14 protein-coding genes, 1 tRNA gene, 3 rRNA genes and 1 riboswitch are annotated in these 18920 nt (G+C 36.3%); all 18 genes read left to right on the top strand.

Features of this window, described 5'->3' with window-relative positions; all coding sequences use genetic code 11:
• The first annotated feature begins 663 nt into the window (after positions 1 to 663).
• The 18 genes from ACX0KU_RS14965 to cbiB all read left to right on the top strand — a co-directional run bounded on the left by ACX0KU_RS14965 (position 664) and on the right by cbiB (position 18883).
• A 16S ribosomal RNA gene (locus tag ACX0KU_RS14965) occupies positions 664 to 2172 on the top strand.
• Positions 2173 to 2458: 286 nt separating this feature from the next.
• Positions 2459 to 5363 (top strand): 23S ribosomal RNA (locus ACX0KU_RS14960).
• Between the two features lie 89 nt (positions 5364 to 5452).
• Positions 5453 to 5527: transfer RNA gene (locus tag ACX0KU_RS14955), tRNA-Asn, on the top strand.
• A gap of 3 nt (positions 5528 to 5530) precedes the next feature.
• Positions 5531 to 5647, top strand: a 5S ribosomal RNA gene (gene rrf, locus ACX0KU_RS14950).
• Together the 16S, 23S and 5S rRNA genes with 1 tRNA gene alongside form the textbook arrangement of a ribosomal RNA operon.
• A gap of 147 nt (positions 5648 to 5794) precedes the next feature.
• Positions 5795 to 5968, top strand: a riboswitch (cobalamin riboswitch).
• Between the two features lie 138 nt (positions 5969 to 6106).
• A complete protein-coding gene (cobT, locus tag ACX0KU_RS14945) occupies positions 6107 to 7174 on the top strand; it encodes a nicotinate-nucleotide--dimethylbenzimidazole phosphoribosyltransferase (RefSeq protein WP_472990783.1) in 1068 nt (355 codons plus the stop codon).
• Between the two features lie 115 nt (positions 7175 to 7289).
• Entirely contained in the window at positions 7290 to 8132 is an 843-nt protein-coding gene (locus ACX0KU_RS14940; RefSeq protein WP_472990782.1) for a sirohydrochlorin cobaltochelatase, read from the top strand.
• A gap of 13 nt (positions 8133 to 8145) precedes the next feature.
• Positions 8146 to 9618, top strand: coding sequence for a cobyric acid synthase (locus tag ACX0KU_RS14935; protein ID WP_472990781.1), 1473 nt, complete (start codon positions 8146 to 8148; stop codon positions 9616 to 9618).
• 1 nt (position 9619) lies between these two features.
• Positions 9620 to 10951 carry a cobyrinate a,c-diamide synthase gene (locus tag ACX0KU_RS14930; protein ID WP_472990780.1) on the top strand — a complete coding sequence of 444 codons (1332 nt, stop codon included), beginning with the start codon at positions 9620 to 9622 and terminating at the stop codon, positions 10949 to 10951.
• Between the two features lie 63 nt (positions 10952 to 11014).
• A complete protein-coding gene (locus tag ACX0KU_RS14925; protein WP_472990779.1) occupies positions 11015 to 11647 on the top strand; it encodes a precorrin-8X methylmutase in 633 nt (210 codons plus the stop codon).
• Between the two features lies 1 nt (position 11648).
• Entirely contained in the window at positions 11649 to 12734 is a 1086-nt protein-coding gene (gene cbiD, locus ACX0KU_RS14920; RefSeq protein WP_472990778.1) for a cobalt-precorrin-5B (C(1))-methyltransferase CbiD, read from the top strand.
• 15 nt (positions 12735 to 12749) lie between these two features.
• Positions 12750 to 13367 (top strand): precorrin-6y C5,15-methyltransferase (decarboxylating) subunit CbiE, encoded by a 618-nt coding sequence (gene cbiE, locus ACX0KU_RS14915; RefSeq protein ID WP_472990777.1) that lies wholly within the window; start codon positions 12750 to 12752, stop codon positions 13365 to 13367.
• Positions 13364 to 13924, top strand: coding sequence for a precorrin-6Y C5,15-methyltransferase (decarboxylating) subunit CbiT (gene cbiT, locus ACX0KU_RS14910; RefSeq protein WP_472990776.1), 561 nt, complete (start codon positions 13364 to 13366; stop codon positions 13922 to 13924). Before cbiE ends, cbiT begins: the two co-directional genes overlap by 4 nt.
• Before the next feature lie 19 nt (positions 13925 to 13943).
• Complete coding sequence (locus ACX0KU_RS14905) at positions 13944 to 14612, top strand: cobalt-factor II C(20)-methyltransferase (protein ID WP_472990775.1); 669 nt, start codon at positions 13944 to 13946, stop codon at positions 14610 to 14612.
• A 23-nt stretch (positions 14613 to 14635) separates the two neighbouring features.
• A complete protein-coding gene (gene cobM, locus ACX0KU_RS14900) occupies positions 14636 to 15388 on the top strand; it encodes a precorrin-4 C(11)-methyltransferase (RefSeq protein WP_472990774.1) in 753 nt (250 codons plus the stop codon).
• Complete coding sequence (gene cbiG, locus ACX0KU_RS14895) at positions 15385 to 16389, top strand: cobalt-precorrin 5A hydrolase (RefSeq protein ID WP_472990773.1); 1005 nt, start codon at positions 15385 to 15387, stop codon at positions 16387 to 16389. Before cobM ends, cbiG begins: the two co-directional genes overlap by 4 nt.
• 2 nt (positions 16390 to 16391) lie before the next feature.
• On the top strand, positions 16392 to 17189 hold the full coding sequence (locus ACX0KU_RS14890; protein ID WP_472990772.1) for a cobalt-precorrin-6A reductase: 798 nt from the start codon (positions 16392 to 16394) through the stop codon (positions 17187 to 17189).
• A complete protein-coding gene (cobJ, locus tag ACX0KU_RS14885; protein WP_472990771.1) occupies positions 17190 to 17915 on the top strand; it encodes a precorrin-3B C(17)-methyltransferase in 726 nt (241 codons plus the stop codon).
• A 35-nt stretch (positions 17916 to 17950) separates the two neighbouring features.
• A complete protein-coding gene (gene cbiB, locus ACX0KU_RS14880) occupies positions 17951 to 18883 on the top strand; it encodes an adenosylcobinamide-phosphate synthase CbiB (protein WP_472990770.1) in 933 nt (310 codons plus the stop codon).
• Positions 18884 to 18920: the final 37 nt, after the last annotated feature.

Raw genomic sequence — 18920 nt, 5'->3', positions numbered from 1 at the left:
CGGAGTTTCCGAACGGATATTACGGCTACTGCAAGTATTAAAACTATAGTAAAAAAAATCCAAAAACGAATATTTCACATAATAAACACTTTCCTCTATTAATATTTAGTTTTATTATTTACTTTTTGCTTTAATTTTATTATTTTGAAAGATAGTAAAAATATTGGTAACTTATGATGTTTTTGTTTTAAATAGCTAAAGCTATTTAGAATAGTACATACAATTATCAAAAATATATAAACTCAGTATACATATCCTAGTGTATCAATATGTTTTAAATTAAGAATTTTAAAGAAAATCAAAGAAATGAGTCTGATTTATTAATATAAACGCTAAATTTATATAAAAATAGTAATAATTCTGTGATAAGATATTCCTTGTCGATTGGAGAGAACAAAGAAAAATAAATATCTAGTATGACTAGCTACCTTTAAGACAGTAATTTATAAAGCAGTGAATTAGATACTGGGGGTTGGGAATTTAAGAGTTCTCAAAAAAGATGATATCAATTTAAAAAAAGTTGACAAAACAATTTGAAATTGATATAATAAATAAGCTGTCGAGAGATGGCGAAGAAAACTTGGTCTTTGAAAATTAAACAGAAATTAAGGTAAATAAAATGCCAGTCAAAAACTTTAAGTAATGAGTAACAGATTAAACTTTTAAATTGAGAGTTTGATCCTGGCTCAGGACGAACGCTGGCGGCGTGCCTAACACATGCAAGTCGAGCGATGAAGTTCCTTCGGGAACGGATTAGCGGCGGACGGGTGAGTAACACGTGGGTAACCTGCCTCAAAGAGGGGGATAGCCTCCCGAAAGGGAGATTAATACCGCATAATATTATTTTCTCGCATGAGAAGATAATCAAAGGAGCAATCCGCTTTGAGATGGACCCGCGGCGCATTAGCTAGTTGGTGAGGTAACGGCTCACCAAGGCGACGATGCGTAGCCGACCTGAGAGGGTGATCGGCCACATTGGAACTGAGACACGGTCCAGACTCCTACGGGAGGCAGCAGTGGGGAATATTGCGCAATGGGGGAAACCCTGACGCAGCAACGCCGCGTGAGTGATGAAGGTCTTCGGATTGTAAAGCTCTGTCTTTGGGGACGATAATGACGGTACCCAAGGAGGAAGCCACGGCTAACTACGTGCCAGCAGCCGCGGTAATACGTAGGTGGCAAGCGTTGTCCGGATTTACTGGGCGTAAAGAGTATGTAGGCGGATATTTAAGTCAGATGTGAAATTCCCGGGCTTAACCTGGGCGCTGCATTTGAAACTGGGTATCTAGAGTGCGGGAGAGGAAAGTGGAATTCCTAGTGTAGCGGTGAAATGCGTAGAGATTAGGAAGAACACCAGTGGCGAAGGCGACTTTCTGGACCGTAACTGACGCTGAGATACGAAAGCGTGGGGAGCAAACAGGATTAGATACCCTGGTAGTCCACGCCGTAAACGATGAATACTAGGTGTCGGGGGGTACCACCCTCGGTGCCGCAGCAAACGCAATAAGTATTCCGCCTGGGGAGTACGGTCGCAAGATTAAAACTCAAAGGAATTGACGGGGACCCGCACAAGCAGCGGAGCATGTGGTTTAATTCGAAGCAACGCGAAGAACCTTACCTAGACTTGACATCTCCTGAATTACTCGTAACAGAGGAAGCCCTTCGGGGCAGGAAGACAGGTGGTGCATGGTTGTCGTCAGCTCGTGTCGTGAGATGTTGGGTTAAGTCCCGCAACGAGCGCAACCCTTATCGTTAGTTGCTACCATTAAGTTGAGCACTCTAGCGAGACTGCCTGGGTTAACCAGGAGGAAGGTGGGGATGACGTCAAATCATCATGCCCCTTATGTCTAGGGCTACACACGTGCTACAATGGCCGGTACAACGAGAAGCAAACCCGTGAGGGGGAGCCAAACTAAAAAACCGGTCCCAGTTCGGATTGTAGGCTGAAACTCGCCTACATGAAGTTGGAGTTGCTAGTAATCGCGAATCAGAATGTCGCGGTGAATACGTTCCCGGGTCTTGTACACACCGCCCGTCACACCATGAGAGCCGGTAACACCCGAAGCCTGTGAGGTAACCGCAAGGAGCCAGCAGTCGAAGGTGGGATTGGTGATTGGGGTGAAGTCGTAACAAGGTAGCCGTAGGAGAACCTGCGGCTGGATCACCTCCTTTCTAGGGAGAAATGAAAGCTCACAGCTTTCATAGACTGGAAATAATTTATCCTTAATTCTGTTTAATTTTGAAAGACTAATGTCTTTCTAGGAAGCTAAACACTACGTGTTTGGCAAAGCGACCATCACAAATCGAAGATTTGGATGTCTGCTTTTGTTCTTTGAAAATTGCACAGTGAATATTAAGAAATCTACTATAACTAAGTAATTAGTTTTAGTAATAAATCTCACTCAGTATATCTGAGGAGTGAAGTCTTGTATAACATTTATGTTTACAAGCGTCTAACGATCAAGTTAGAAAGGGCGCACGGTGAATGCCCTGGCACTAGGAGCCGAAGAAGGACGCGATAAGCTGCGATAAGCTACGAGTAGGCGCACACAGCCTGTGATTCGTAGATTTCCGAATGGGGAAACCCACATGATAAACATCATGTACTATATACTGAATTCATAGGTATATAGAGGTACACTCTGGGAACTGAAACATCTAAGTACCAGAAGGAAGAGAAAGAAAAATCGATTCCCTCAGTAGCGGCGAGCGAAAGGGGAAGAGCCCAAACCAGAAACTTTGTTTCTGGGGTTGCGGATAGATCATAACGCTTCAATCTTTTTAGTCGAAGAGAACTGGAAAGTTCTGTCGTAGAAGGTAATAACCCTGTAGGCAAAAAGAAGAGAGAAGTAGATCTACTCCAGAGTACCACGAGACACGTGAAACCTTGTGGGAAGCTGGGAGGACCATCTCCCAAGGCTAAATACTACCTAGTGACCGATAGTGAAGCAGTACCGTGAGGGAAAGGTGAAAAGAACCCCGGAAGGGGAGTGAAATAGAACCTGAAACCGTGTGCCTACAATCGGTCGGAGCACGTTAATGTGTGACGGCGTACTTTTTGTAGAACGGGCCAGCGAGTTACGATATGTAGCAAGGTTAAGCACCTACGGTGCGGAGCCGAAGGGAAACCGAGTCTGAACAGGGCAACTAGTTGCATATCGTAGACCCGAAACCGGGTGATCTATCCATGGCCAGGATGAAGCGGAAGTAAAATTCCGTGGAGGTCCGAACCACGTTGGTGTTGAAAAACCATGGGATGAGCTGTGGATAGCGGAGAAATTCCAATCGAACTCGGAGATAGCTGGTTCTCCTCGAAATAGCTTTAGGGCTAGCGTCGGGTAATTAAGTAGTGGAGGTAGAGCACTGAATGGGCTAGGGGCTGACAACAGTTACTGAACCCTATCAAACTCCGAATGCCACATACTGGTACCCCGGCAGTCAGACTACGAATGATAAGATCCGTGGTCAAAAGGGAAACAGCCCAGACCATCAGCTAAGGTCCCAAAGTGTAAGTTAAGTGGGAAAGGATGTGGGATTTCTAAGACAACTAGGATGTTGGCTTAGAAGCAGCCACTCATTTAAAGAGTGCGTAATAGCTCACTAGTCGAGAGATCCCGCGCCGAAGATGTAACGGGGCTAAAACTTACCACCGAAGCTATGGATGTGTACTACGTACACGTGGTAGAGGAGCTTTCTGCACAGGTAGAAGCCATATCGTAAGGAGTGGTGGACAGTGCAGAAGTGAGAATGCTGGCATAAGTAGCGAGAAACAGGTGAGAATCCTGTTGGCCGAATATCTAAGGTTTCCTGGGGAAGGCTCGTCCTCCCAGGGTTAGTCGGGACCTAAGCCGAGGCCGAAAGGCGTAGGTGATGGACAACTGGTTGATATTCCAGTACCACCAAAATGCGTTTGACAAATGGGATGACGCAGGAGGATAGGATGTGCGCACTATTGGATGTGCGTCTAAGCACTTAGGATGTTGAGTAGGCAAATCCGCTCAATTTAAGTCTGAGGTGTGATGGGGAGCCCTATGGGCGAAGTATCTGATTCCACGCTGCCAAGAAAAGTCTCTATGGAGCAAATTGGTGCCCGTACCGCAAACCGACACAGGTAGATGAGGAGAGAATCCTAAGGCCGTCGGAAGAATTGCTGCTAAGGAACTCGGCAAATTAACCCCGTAACTTCGGGAGAAGGGGTGCCTCCGAGAGGAGGCCGCAGTGAACAGGCCCAAGCAACTGTTTATCAAAAACACAGGTCTCTGCTAAAGCGTAAGCTGATGTATAGGGGCTGACGCCTGCCCGGTGCTGGAAGGTTAAGGGGAATGCTTAGCGCAAGCGAAGGTATGAACTTAAGCCCCAGTAAACGGCGGCCGTAACTATAACGGTCCTAAGGTAGCGAAATTCCTTGTCGGGTAAGTTCCGACCCGCACGAATGGCGTAATGATTTGGGCACTGTCTCGGCAGCAAATCCGGTGAAATTGAAGTGCAAGTGAAGATGCTTGCTACCCGCGGTTGGACGGAAAGACCCCGTAGAGCTTTACTGTAGCTTAGCATTGCATTTCGGTATTGTCTGTACAGGATAGGTGGGAGACTAAGAAGCGAGAGCGTCAGCTTTCGTGGAGTCGTCCTTGGGATACCACCCTGACAGTACTGGAATTCTAACTGGCGGCCATGAATCTGGTCACAGGACATTGCTAGGTGGGCAGTTTGACTGGGGCGGTCGCCTCCTAAAAGGTAACGGAGGCGCTCAAAGGTTCCCTCAGCGCGGTCGGAAATCGCGCGTAGAGTGTAAAGGCAGAAGGGAGCCTGACTGCGACACATACAGGTGGAGCAGGGACGAAAGTCGGACTTAGTGATCCGGTGGTTCTGTATGGAAGGGCCATCGCTCAACGGATAAAAGCTACCTCGGGGATAACAGGCTGATCTCCCCCAAGAGTCCACATCGACGGGGAGGTTTGGCACCTCGATGTCGGCTCGTCGCATCCTGGGGCTGTAGTCGGTCCCAAGGGTTGGGCTGTTCGCCCATTAAAGCGGCACGCGAGCTGGGTTCAGAACGTCGTGAGACAGTTCGGTCCCTATCCGCCGTGGGCGTAGGAAATTTGAGAGGAGCTGTCCTTAGTACGAGAGGACCGGGATGGACTGACCTCTGGTGCACCAGTTGTTTCGCCAGAAGCACAGCTGGGTAGCTATGTCGGGAAGGGATAAACGCTGAAAGCATCTAAGCGTGAAGCCCACCTCAAGATTAGATTTCCCATAGCGTAAGCTAGTAAGATCCCTGGAAGACTACCAGGTTGATAGGTTAGGGGTGTAAGTGCAGTAATGTACTCAGCTGACTAATACTAATAGATCGAGGACTTGATCTAAACATTAAATTCACTGTGCAATTTTGAAAGAATAATGGAAAAAAGATAGTATATCTTTTTCTATCTTTCATATAATATAAATAATGTATTCCGCGATAGCTCAACGGTGGAGCACTCGGCTGTTAACCGATAGGTTGAAGGTTCGAATCCTTTTCGCGGAGCCATGATCTGGTGATTATGGCATGAAGGATACACCCGTACCCATCCCGAACACGATGGTTAAGCTTCATAGCGCCAATGGTACTGCACTGGAGACGGTGTGGAAGAGTAGGACATCGCCAGGTAAGATAAAAGAACTAAGCATTTTACTTAGTTCTTTTTTATTTTACAATAAATTAATTCTATATAAATATACAAAACTAACTTGAATGAATATTTTATAAAGTTTATAATTAAGATACGAGATTATAAATCATTATGAAAATAAAATTTAATATTTGATCTGTCATTGGTACTTTAAGTTTAATAGGGAAAACGGTGTAAAGCCGTTGCAGCCCCCGCTACTGTAAACGGAGACAAATCCATTGCCACTGGTATTATATACTGGGAAGGCTGGAGGAGAGCGACCCGTGAGCCAGGAGACCTGCCATGATGAATAGCTTATCCTTCGGTGGGAAGGTAATTTGCAGCGTATACTAATAAAAATTAAAGATTATTGATAGTATATTTATGTAATTTTTTTGAAGACATCCCTCACCTTAAGGTGGGGGATTTATTTTTTAACTAATAGAGGAGAAAATTTTATGAAGTTACTTAAAGATACATTAGATTCCATAGATCCATTAAATAAAAGAGCAATAGAAAAAGCACAGAAGAAAATTGATAATCTTACTAAACCCTTAGGAAGTCTTGGAGCTTTAGAAGACATTGCAGCAAAAATTGCAGGTATCAAAGGAGATATGAAATATAAAAAATATAAGAAAAATATAATAATTATGTGTAGTGATAATGGTGTAGTGGAAGAAGGAGTAAGTGTATGTCCTCAAAGTTTTACTAAAATTGTTACAGACAATTTTATTGCAGGTATCACAGGTGTATGTGCTCTTGCAAAATATTATAACTCTGATTTAGCTGTAGTAGATGTAGGCATAAATGCTGATATGGATAATGAAGAAATAATACATAAAAAAATTGCTTATGGAACTAAAAATATAGCCAAGGAAGCTGCTATGACAAGAGAACAGGCAATTAAAGCAATTGAGATAGGCATTGAAACTGTAGATAATCTAGTGAAAGAAGGCTATGAACTTTTTGGTACTGGTGAAATGGGAATAGGCAATACTACTACATCAGCGGCAGTAATAAGTAGTCTTACAGGACTTTCACCAGATATAATTGTTGGTAAAGGTTCAGGACTTACAGAAAGTCAATATGAAAATAAGAAAAAGGTAGTAAGTAAAGCTATAAAAGTAAATAAGCCTAATTTAGAAGATGTAATTGATGTGATTTCTAAAGTAGGAGGCTTTGATATTGCAGGGCTTTGTGGATGCTTTTTAGGAGCAGCTAAAAATAAATTACCTATAGTTATTGATGGATTTATTGCTTCAGCGGCAGCTTTATGTGCTTACAGATTAAATTATTTATGTAGAGAATATATTTTTGCCTCACACTTATCCGCAGAACCAGGAGCTATATATGTTATGAAAGAGATGAGCTTAGAGCCGATGATAAATTTAAAAATGAGATTGGGAGAAGGCAGCGGATGTCCAATGGCTTTCGATATAATTGAAGCAGCTTTATTTACTATGGAGAATATGGGAACTTTTGAAGAAGCTAAGATTGAAAAGGCGTGTTTAGTAGATATTAGATGATGGTTGAGAATAAAGGAGTTTAAAATATGAATATGGTAATTGGTTTATAGGTAGTATTGTATATGGAGGAGATTAACATGGCAAATACTGTGCTAGAAACAGAAGGAGGATACAAATGAAAAAGGCTATATTGGTTATAAGTTTTGGTACAACCCATCATGATACTAGGAGGGTTACCATTGATAAAATAGAGGATAGGATTAAAGAGAATTTTAAGGATTTTCAGGTAAGAAGAGCTTATACAGCTCATGGAGTAATTAAGGTCCTTAAGGATAGAGATAATATAAATATAGATACTCCAGAAGAAGCTATGGAAAAGCTTATCTTAGAAGAGTTTAAAGATATAATAGTTCAGCCACTTCATATTATTCCCGGCGTAGAATATGATTACGTATCAGAAATAGTAAGATACTATCAGTACAATAATCCACAGGTAAATATCAAATTAGGAAGACCAGTACTTTATTATAAAGGTTATGAGGAAGGTCAACCAGATGATTACAATATATTTATAGATGCAATAAAACCTATTATAGATACAAGTGAGACTATACTATTTATGGGACATGGAACTATGCATCCTTCAAATGCTTGTTATTTATGTCTTCAAGAAGTTCTAAGGAGTCATAATTACACAAATACATATATTGCTTCAGTAGAGGGATATCCCACTATAGAAAATATTATAAAGATACTAGTAAAAGATAGACGACACACTGTAAGACTTGTGCCATTAATGTTAGTTGCAGGAGAACATGCTAAAAATGATATGGCAGGAGATGAAGAAGACTCATGGAAGAATATTTTAATAAATGAAGGCTTTGATGTGAAAGTCTCTTTAACTGGTTTAGGTGAAGTTATAAAGTTTCAAGATATATATATTCAACACATTAATGATGTAATAGAAAATAAATATGAATATCTAGGAAGAAATATAAAAGGAATAAAATTATTATAAGTAGGTGAAGTTAGTGGCGAAAATTATGGTACAAGGTACCGCCTCATCTGTAGGTAAGAGTATATTAGTAACGGCACTCTGTAGAATATTTAAACAGGATGGATATAGTGTATGTCCATATAAGTCTCAAAATATGTCCCTAAATTCTTATATAACTTTAGATGGAAAAGAGATGGGAAGAGCACAAGTACTACAAGCTTATGCAGCAGGGTTAGAGCCAGAAGTGTATATGAATCCAATACTTTTAAAGCCAACTACTGATAGAAAATGTCAGGTGATTTTAAAAGGAAATGTATATTGTAATTCTTCAGCTATGGAGTATCATAATATGAAGCTTGAGTTTAGTAGTATGCTTAAAGAAGATTTTGAAGTGCTTGAAAAAAGATTTGATATTATAGTTATGGAAGGTGCAGGAAGCCCAGCAGAAATAAATTTAAGAGATAGAGATATAGTAAACATGGGAATGGCAGAGCTTGTGGATGCTCCTGTACTATTAGTAGGTGATATAGATAAGGGTGGAGTATTTGCCTCTTTAGCAGGGACAATGCTTTTATTAGGTGATGATGAGAAGCTAAGAGTAAAAGGCACCATAATAAATAAGTTCAGAGGAGATATAGATATTCTAAAACCTGGTCTAGATATGATTGAAGAAATTATTAAGGTTCCTTGTGTTGGAGTAGTTCCTTATTTTAAATTAGCACTAGAAGATGAAGATGGAGCAATAGAGTTTAATAGTAAGGTAACTAATAAAATAGACATAGCAGTAATTAAGCTGCCACACATATCAAACTTTACAGATCTAGATGCTCTTAAGATAGAAGAGGATGTTTCAGTTAGATTTATAACTAATGATGAAGAGTTTGGAAATCCAGATATGCTTATAATCCCAGGAAGTAAAAACACTATAGAAGATTTAATGTATTTAAGAATCTCTGGATTAGAGGATACTATTAAAAATTATTCACAATATGGTTTTATCCTAGGAATCTGCGGAGGATATCAAATGTTAGGAAAAACAATAAAGGATCCTTATGAAGTAGAAACCTCTTTAGGTGAAATAGAAGGTATGAACTTATTAGATGTGGATACAATTTTTGAGAAAGAAAAAACAACTACTAGAGTTGAGGCAAAGTACAAAGAATCATATTTATATGGTTATGAGATACATATGGGGGTATCTACTTATGGAGAAGATGTTACACCTTTATTTGAAATAATAAATAAAAATGGTGAAGATGTTAGCTACTATGATGGAGCAGTAAATGAAAAAGAAAATATTATGGGTACATATATCCATGGAGTTTTTGATGGGGCAGCTTTCAGAGAGTATATTGTAAATAAGCTTAGAAGAAAAAAAGGATTAAAAGAAAAATCTTCTGTAGTATATGAGAGTCTTAGGGAGAAGGAACTTGATAAACTAGCAGATATAGTTAGAGAGAACATAGATATAGAAAATATTTATAAGATCATGGGGTTGAAAAAATAATATGAGAAGTTTAGTTATATCTTCTAATAGTAGTGGTGGTGGAAAGACAACTATAACCTTAGGAATAATGAAAGCTCTTATAAATAGAGGTTTTAAGGTACAAGGATATAAAGTAGGACCAGATTATATCGACCCGGCCTTTCATTCTTATATTACAGGTAAAGCTTCAAGAAATTTAGATTTTTTCCTAATGGGAGAAGAAGGAATAAAAGCGGCTTTTTCAAGAGGTACAGGAGATTTTGGTGTTATAGAAGGAGTTATGGGCTTTTATGATGGTAAAGGAATAGAGACAACAGGTTCTACAGCTCACGTATCTAGAATACTAAAGACACCAGTAATTTTAGTTATATCTCCTAAAGCACAAAGTGCAACCTTATGTGCAGAGATAAAAGGCATAATGAAATATGAAGAATCAGATATAAGAGGAATAATATTAAACAATATAAGTGAAAACTATTTTAAGTTATTGAAGTATGCTATAGAAAAGAATTGCAATGTTCAGGTGTTAGGCTATGTACCAAAGGATGAAAGGCTAAAATTAGGAAGTAGGCATTTAGGACTTATCCAAAGCAGTGAAGTTAAGGATTTAGATAAAAGAATAGAGCTGTGTAGTGAATTAATTGAAGAATATGTTGATATGGAAAGGCTTATAGAATTGTTTAAAGAAACTCCTAGATTTAAAGATCATTTTCATTTAAAGAATTTAGGAATAAAAATCGCAGTGGCAAGAGACAAAGCTTTTAGTTTTTATTATAAAGAGAATATAGAGCTTTTAGAAGAACTAGGAGAAGTGATATACTTTAGTCCTTTGTATGATGAAAGAATTCCAGAAGGCATTGACTTATTGTACATAGGTGGAGGATATCCAGAGATTTTTATAAAAGAACTTAGTGAAAATAAATCTATGCTAATTAGTATAAGAAATGCTTTAGAGTCTGGAGTTAAATGTTATGCAGAATGTGGTGGACTTATGTATCTTACAGATAATATAGAAGGTCATGAAGCTGTAGGATTTATTAGTGGAGAAGTTGAGATGACTAAGAGTCTTCAAAACTTTGGATATGCTCAGATTGAAGTTAATAAGGACGATACAATATTACCAAAAGGTTTTAAAATTAATTGTCATGAATTTCATAAATCCAAAACTAGTAGCATTGAAGAAAAGATTTATAAGATAACCAAAACTATGTATGATGAGACAATTAAAGAGTGGGAGTGTGGATATCATAAAAAAAATGTTCTAGCAACTTATGCTCATATACACTTCTTTAACAATATACACTTTTTAAAATATTTTACGGAAAAAGGATATTGTGAAAACAACTTTAAATAAAAGTACAAATAAATAGTAAAAAATATAACATTAGGACTTACTTATAAGAAAGGTAGAATACATATGGGGAACTATATAAAAGCACCTATGGATATTGAGGAAAAAAGCTTTCAAATAATAGGAGAAGAGATAGGTTTTCATAATCTAGATGATAGAGAACTTAGTATAGTAAAAAGAGTAATACATACTACTGCAGATTTTGATTATAAGAGTATTATCTACATAAGAGACGGCGCTATTGATAAAGCACTTGAATTATTAATAAAGGGAATGATCATATATACAGACACGAAGATGGCTTTATCAGGGATAAATAAGAAAGCACTAAGGGAATTAAATTGTGAAGTGAAATGTTATGTAGATGATGAAGAAGTAGCTAAGATAGCAAAGGAAAGAGGAATAACACGTTCTATGGCAGCAGTAGAAAAAGCGGTAGATGATGGAGTAGAATTCTTTGTATTTGGAAATGCTCCAACAGCGCTTTTTAGACTTAAGGAATTAATAGAAGAAGGAAAAAGCAATGCAAAGTTTATAATAGGAGCACCAATAGGTTTTGTAGGTGCTGCTGAATCAAAAGAAGAAGCAGAAAAACTTCCACTTCCTATGATTACTATAAGAGGAAGAAAAGGAGGAAGTACCGTAGCTGCAGCAATTGTAAATGCACTTATGTATTTAATTGTTGATAGGAGTAACTAATATGCTAGACATGTATATAACTTTTAATGGCAAAAAATTGAGATGTGGATATACTACAGGTTCTTGTGCAGCGGCAGGAGCTAAGGCTGCTACAGCTATATTATATGGAAGTGAACATATAACTAATGTAAAGATAGACACACCTAAGGGAATAGAACTTATAATACCTATAGAAAAGATAGTAAAGGGTGAAGAATTTGTAGAGTGCTGTGTTATTAAAGACGGTGGAGATGATCCAGATATAACACATGGATTAGAAATATGGGCAAGAGCAGAGAGAAAGTCTAGTGGATATACTTTAAAGGGTGGAACAGGGGTAGGAGTTGTGCAGGGTGAAGGGCTTTATGTGAAAAAGGGGGAATGGGCAATAAATCCTGTACCTAGAGCTATGATAGAAAAGGAAGTTAAAGAAGTATTGCCTCATAACAGTGGAGTTGAGATTACTATATTCGTCCCTAGGGGTGAAGATGTTGCTAAAAAAACTTTTAATCCAAGGTTGAATATAGTAGGTGGAATATCTATTTTAGGAACTACAGGAATTGTAACTCCTATGTCAGATGAAGCACTTAAAGAATGCATAGCTTTGGAAATAAGACAGAAAATAGCTGATAAAGGGCATAAGGACTTGATATTTGTATTTGGAAATATGGGAGAAGATGTGCTAAAGAAATTAGGTTTAGAATTGGATAAAGCTATAACCATATCTAATTTTGTAGGTTTTTCATTAAATTCTGCTCTAGAAAATAACATAAATAAGATTCTTATAGTAGGGCATATAGGAAAGTTATGTAAGGTTTCAGCGGGCTGTTTTAATACTCATAGCAGAGTATGTGATGTAAGAATGGAAGTTATTGCTCTTGAACTAGCGCTAATAGGAGCACCAAAAGAGTTAGTAGAGGCTGTATATAATGAAAAGACCACAGAGGGAGCTATAAAAATTATAGAAGATAAGTATAGTTCAATATATCATGCTATTGGTGAAAAGGTAGAGAAGAGAATGAAGCAGTTTACTTATAACAGTATAGAAGTGGAATCCATTATGTACTCTATGGAAAAAGGAATACTTTATGATGGAAGAAAGTGCTAGGGAGTGAAAGCTTGTATGAAGTTAAATATAGTAGGTATAGGTCCAGGAGATAAAAAATATATACTTCCTATAGCTATAGAAACTATAGAAAATAGCCATTTAGTTATTGGATTTAAAAGAGCAATTGAAAGCATAGATTTTATTAAGACTAAAAAGATGCAAGTGGAAACATTAAAAGAGATTAATGATTTTATATTAAGAAATGATAAAAAAATAATTTCTATAGTAGCCTCAGGAGATCCAGGTTTTTATGGTATCTTAGAGTACATTAAGAAAAATTATAAGGGTCATATAGAGATAGTGCCTGGTATAAGTTCTTTCCAATACTTTTTTGCTAAGATAAAAAAATCATGGCAAGGAATACCACTAGGTAGTCTGCATGGTAGAGAGCAAAACTTTGTTGAAATAGTAAAGCGTGAAAAAATATCCTTTTGGTTAACAGATAAAGTGAGCACACCTTCTTATATATGTGAAAGACTAATAGCAGAAGGCATTAAAGGAACTATGTATATAGGTGAAAATCTGTCTTATGAAGATGAGAAAATAACTATAGTTGATTTTAGAAAAGCTTTAGATATGAAATTTAGTGAACTTTCTGTAATCATAATAGATAGAAAAGGGGAAGAAGCATGATTTATATTAAAGATGATGAATTCATTAGAGGAAACTGCCCCATGACTAAAGAGGAAGTGCGAATATTAAGTATTGCTAAGTTAGAGCTGAAGAATGATTATGTAGTGGCAGATGTTGGAGCAGGGACAGGCTCTGTAAGTATTCAAATAAGCAAGATATGTAATTTGGGAAAAGTTATAGGAATAGAAAAAGATAAAGAGGCCTTAGAAGTTTTATATAAAAATAAAGAAAAGTTTCAGGCAGATAATTTTGAAATCATAGAAGGGTTAGCTGAAGATATAGAAATATATGAAAAGTTTGATGGAGTTTTTATAGGTGGAAGTGGTGGAAATATAGAAAATCTTATAGAGAAATACGGTAACATGCTTAAAATTAAAGGTAAAATGGTTTTAAACTTTATAACTTTAGATAATGTCTATAAGGCTTTAGAAAAATTAAAGAAACTGGGATACAAAACTGAATGTTCTCAAATTGCAATAAGTAAAACTAGGGGAGATAGTTTAATGCTCATAGCAAACAATCCAATATTTATTGTTTCAGGAGAAAAACAAGTGTAATAAACTAAGGAGGATTCATATGGCTAAATTATATGGTGTAGGTGTAGGGCCAGGAGATAAAGAGTTACTGACATTAAAGGCAGTGAGAATTATAGAAAGTTGTAATGTTATAGTTGTGCCAAGTGCAATGTCAGGAGGAAAGAGTATTGCACTTGAAATAGCTGAAGACTTTATAAAAAAAGATTCAGAAATATTAGTAAAGCATTTCCCAATGGGTGGAGAAGAGCAAGAGCAAAAGATATATGAAGCTTTTGAAGCAATAGAAGATAGATTAAAAGCTGGAAAAGATGTAGCATTTTTAACTATAGGAGATCCATTTGTATATAGTACATATATATATCTACTAAATCATATTGAGAAAAAAGGATATGAAACGGAAACAGTACCAGGAATAACTTCATTTTGTGCTTGTGCAAGTATTGCAAAGGAACCTTTAGTAATAGGAGATGAAGCCTTAACAATTATACCTGCAAACCAAATAGATAATATTAAAGATGAAAAGAATTTAGTTATAATGAAAGTTTATAAAAATGAAGAGAAGGTTATTGAAGATTTGGAAAAGAAAGGTTTTGAATACGTATATGTAAAGAAAGCTGGAAGAGAGGGCCAAGAGGTTATAAGAGATAGGGAAAAAATTTTATCAAGTAGAGAATACATGTCTTTAATCATAGCCCATAGAAAAGATTAAAATAGCTACAAGGAGGGAAAATCATGGTTCATTTTGTAGGAGCAGGTCCAGGGGATGTTGATTTAATAACGGTTAAAGGTAGAAGAATATTAGAACAAGCAGATGTAGTTATATATGCAGGTTCCTTAGTTAGCAATAAACATCTAGACTTTTGCAAAGAAGGTGTAGAGATTCATAATTCAGCCTCTATGACCTTAGAAGAAGTTGTAGAGGTTATGAAAAAATCAGAAGAAGAAGGAAAGTCAGTGGTAAGACTTCATACTGGAGACCCATCTATATATGGTGCCATAAAAGAGCAGATGGATGAATTAGAAATACATAATATCAGCTATGAGGTTATACCGGGGGTAAGTTCATTTACTGGGGCTGCAGCTGCTATAAAGAAGGAGTTTACGTTACCTTCTGTAAGTCAAACAGTTATACTTACAAGAATTGAAGGAAGAACTCCAGTACCTAAAGAGCAGGACTTAGAAATCTTAGCAAGATGTAATGCTTCCATGGCAATATTTTTATCAATAGGTATGATAGATAAGGTAGTTGCAAAATTAAAGAAGGGTTATGGTAGAAATGTACCTATAGCTGTAGTAGAAAAGGCCACTTGGGAAGATGAGAGAATAATTATTGGCACCTTAGATGATATTTCAGAGAAAGTAAAGGAAGCAAATATAACTAAGCTTGCACAAATATTAGTAGGAGATTTTATTGAGTGTGATTATGATAAAAGTCTTCTATATGATAAAAGTTTTACTCATATGTTTAGGCAGGGAGAAAAATGAGGATTGCAGGAGTAACTTTTACACCACAAGGTGAAATGATAATTAAAAAACTAAAGGAGTACATAGAAATACACCATTATTTTAAAGACGAGGATTCAAGTTTTAATATAAAAACCTTAGGAAAAAAGCTAATGAGTGAATATGAAGGCATAATATTTGTGGGTGCAACAGGTATTGCTATAAGAACTATAGCACCATATATTACAACTAAGGATAAGGATCCTGCAGTATTAGTAATAGATAATGAGGGAAAGTTTGTAATCTCACTACTAAGTGGTCACTTAGGTGGGGCCAATGAACTTACTTTAAAGGTTAGTAGTATACTAGAGGCACAACCTGTAATTACTACTGCTACAGATACCTTGGGGATAGAAGCTCCAGATATTATTGCTATAAAAAATAATTCTAAAATAGAAGATCTAGTTAAAGCAAAGGATATTTCAGCTTTACTAGTCAGAGGAGAAAAAGTAGCATTCTTTAGTGATGAAGATTCTAATTATCTTCCTTCAGGCTATGTAAAGTTAACAAAAAATAATGAGGATTTTAAAGGCCTTGTATATATAACCAATAAAAAGAATCATCCTAAAGTTGATGATTTACCTAAAGATATAAAGGCATTGAAGTTAATTAAGAAAAATATAGTACTAGGAGTTGGCTGTAGAAAGAATTATAGCTCAGAAAAAATGTTAAACTACGTCAAAAAAGGCTTAGATGAATACAATATAGACATTTCTGCTGTAAGACTTATAACTACTGTAGAAGTTAAAAGTAATGAAGAAGCTATACTGAATCTATCTAATACATATGGATGGCCAATTAAGACTTGGGCCCTAGATGAAATAAGAAGGGTGCAGGATAAATTTATAGGTAGTGATTTTGTAGAAAAAACTTTAGGAATTAGAGCAGTGTGTGAACCTACAGTGGATTTATGTGGAGCAAAGATTATTGTAGATAAAATAGCCTGTGATGGAATGACACTTTGTATAGGTGAAGGAGAATAGCTATGATAGGACTTATACTAGGTACAAGTGAAGGAAAGGAAATTCTCAGAAAATTAAATAGATTTACAGATGATCTCTTTGTAACCACTGCAACTTCCTATGGCGAGGAGCTATTAAAGGATTATAAATACAAATATATAAATAGTTCTCCACTTACAAAGGCGGAATTAGAAAAAAAACTAACTACGTATAGGGTTACAACTCTAATTGATGCTTCTCACCCTTATGCTACAGAGATAACAGAGAATACAAAAAAGATTTGTAAGGAGAGAAATATACATTATATAAGATATGAAAGACCTTCTGTTATTAAAGAATATTTAAAATATAAAAATGTAGAGCTTATTGAAAACCTAGAGGATTTAAAAGAAATATTAATTAAATATGGTATAAATGGTACTATATTAAACACCACTGGAAGCAAAAATGTAGATAAATTTATAAATCTTAAAATTCCAAATAGAATAGTACACAGGGTTCTTCCCACAGTAGAATCTATAGAAAAGTGTTTAAATTCTGGAGTTAAAGTTGAGGATATAATTGCAATAAAGGGGCCAGTAGGCTTAGAACTTAACACAGCTTTTATAAAGGAATGTAGGGCAGTGGCTTTAATACTTAAAGACAGCGGTATTGCTGGAGGTACGGAGGAAAAAATCATAGCTGCTATTAATGAAGGAATACTAGTTTTTGTTGTAAAAAGAAAAGATAGTAGTAACAGTGATACTAAGTTCAGCGATATAGATAAGCTTATAGAGTACATATATGAAATAGATAAAATTCATTTTGAGAGGGAGAAATAGATGGGGAAATTATATGTTATAGGAATTGGACCTGGTGGCATTGAACATATGACAATGAAGGCTCGTAAAGCCATTGATGAGAGTGAAGTTATTGTTGGATATGTAAAATATATAGACATGATAAAAGAACTAGTAGAGGATAAAATCATATACTCTAATGGAATGATGGGAGAAGAAGAGCGTTGCAAAGAGGCTCTAAAGCTTAGTAAGGATAATATAGTCTCTGTTATAAGTACAGGAGATAGTGGTATATACGGAATGGCAGGACTTATACTAGAACTGGCAGATAAAGAGGATATAAGTAATCTAGAAGTTATTCCGGGAGTTACAGCTTCTTCAGCAGCAGCGTCTATAGTAGGAGCACCTCTTATGCATGACAACTGTAACATAAGTTTAAGTGATTTGATGACACCTTATGAAACTATAAAGAAAAGAGTAGAAGCAGCAGCTTCAGCAGATTTTGTAATATCACTTTATAATCCTAAAAGTAAGGGTAGACCTCATTATCTAAAGGAATCCATAGAGACTATAAAAAAATATAGAAAAGCAGACACACCAGTTGCTGTAGTTAAAAATGCATTAAGAGATGGAGAAGTAACTACTTTATTTACATTAGAGAATTTTGATGACAGTATAGTTGATATGTTCTCTATAGTTATAGTAGGAAATAGTCATACCTATATTAAAGAAGGTAAGATGATTACTCCAAGGGGTTATAAGGTGTAGTATATGTAGGAGGAATTAGATTAGAGGTGAAAAATTTGGACATAATTATTGCAGTTATAATTGATTGGATATTAGGAGATCCAAGATGGTTTCCACATCCTGTTATCTACATAGGAAAACTTATATCTTACCTTGATAGAAGAGGAAGAAAATTTTGTAAGACGAATGAAGAACTAAGATTTTTTGGAGGATTTATTGTTGTAATTGTAGCTTTTTTAAGTTTTTTTATTCCTTTTGCTCTACTTTGGCTAGCTAGAGGAATACCATGGCTACAGCATACATTAAATATATTTATAATATGGACAACCATAGCTGCTAAGTCTTTAAAGATAGAGGGTAAGAAGGTTTACTATGCTTTAAAAAATAAAGATTTGCAGGATGCTAGAGTAAAACTCTCCTATATAGTAGGGAGAGAGACTTCAGGTTTAAATGAAAAGGAAATAATAAGAGCAGATGTGGAAACTGTAGCTGAAAACACTTCAGATGGAGTTATAGCACCACTTATTTATGCTATCCTCGGTGGAGCACCTCTTGCAGTGATGTACAAGGGAATAAATACAATGGATTCTATGCTTGGTTATATGAATGAAAAGTATAGATATATTGGCTTTTTCCCAGCAAAGACAGATGATATATTTAATTTTATACCTGCAAGAATAACAGGTGTTTTAATGTGTTTAACCTCTTTTGTAGTGAAAGGAAATTTAGTGGAAAGCTTTAGGATAATGATAAGAGATAGAAAAAATCACAAAAGTCCTAACTGTGCTTATCCAGAAGGGGCAGCAGCAGGAGCTATGGGAGTTCAATTAGGGGGTAGTAATATCTATTTTGGGGAGAGAGTAGATAAACCTACTATTGGAGATAAAAATAAGGAGCTAAACTTTGAACACATAAATGATTCAGTTAAACTAATGTATTCATCTGAAATATTGATGATTATGATCTATGCTATTGTAAATTTTATATAGAAATTAAATATACAGCAGAATATATAACAAGAAGGTG

The organism is Clostridium sp. X, from assembly GCF_055755365.1.
Note: the sequence above shows the minus strand (reverse complement) of the source record. Positions and strands in the feature narration are given on the sequence as shown.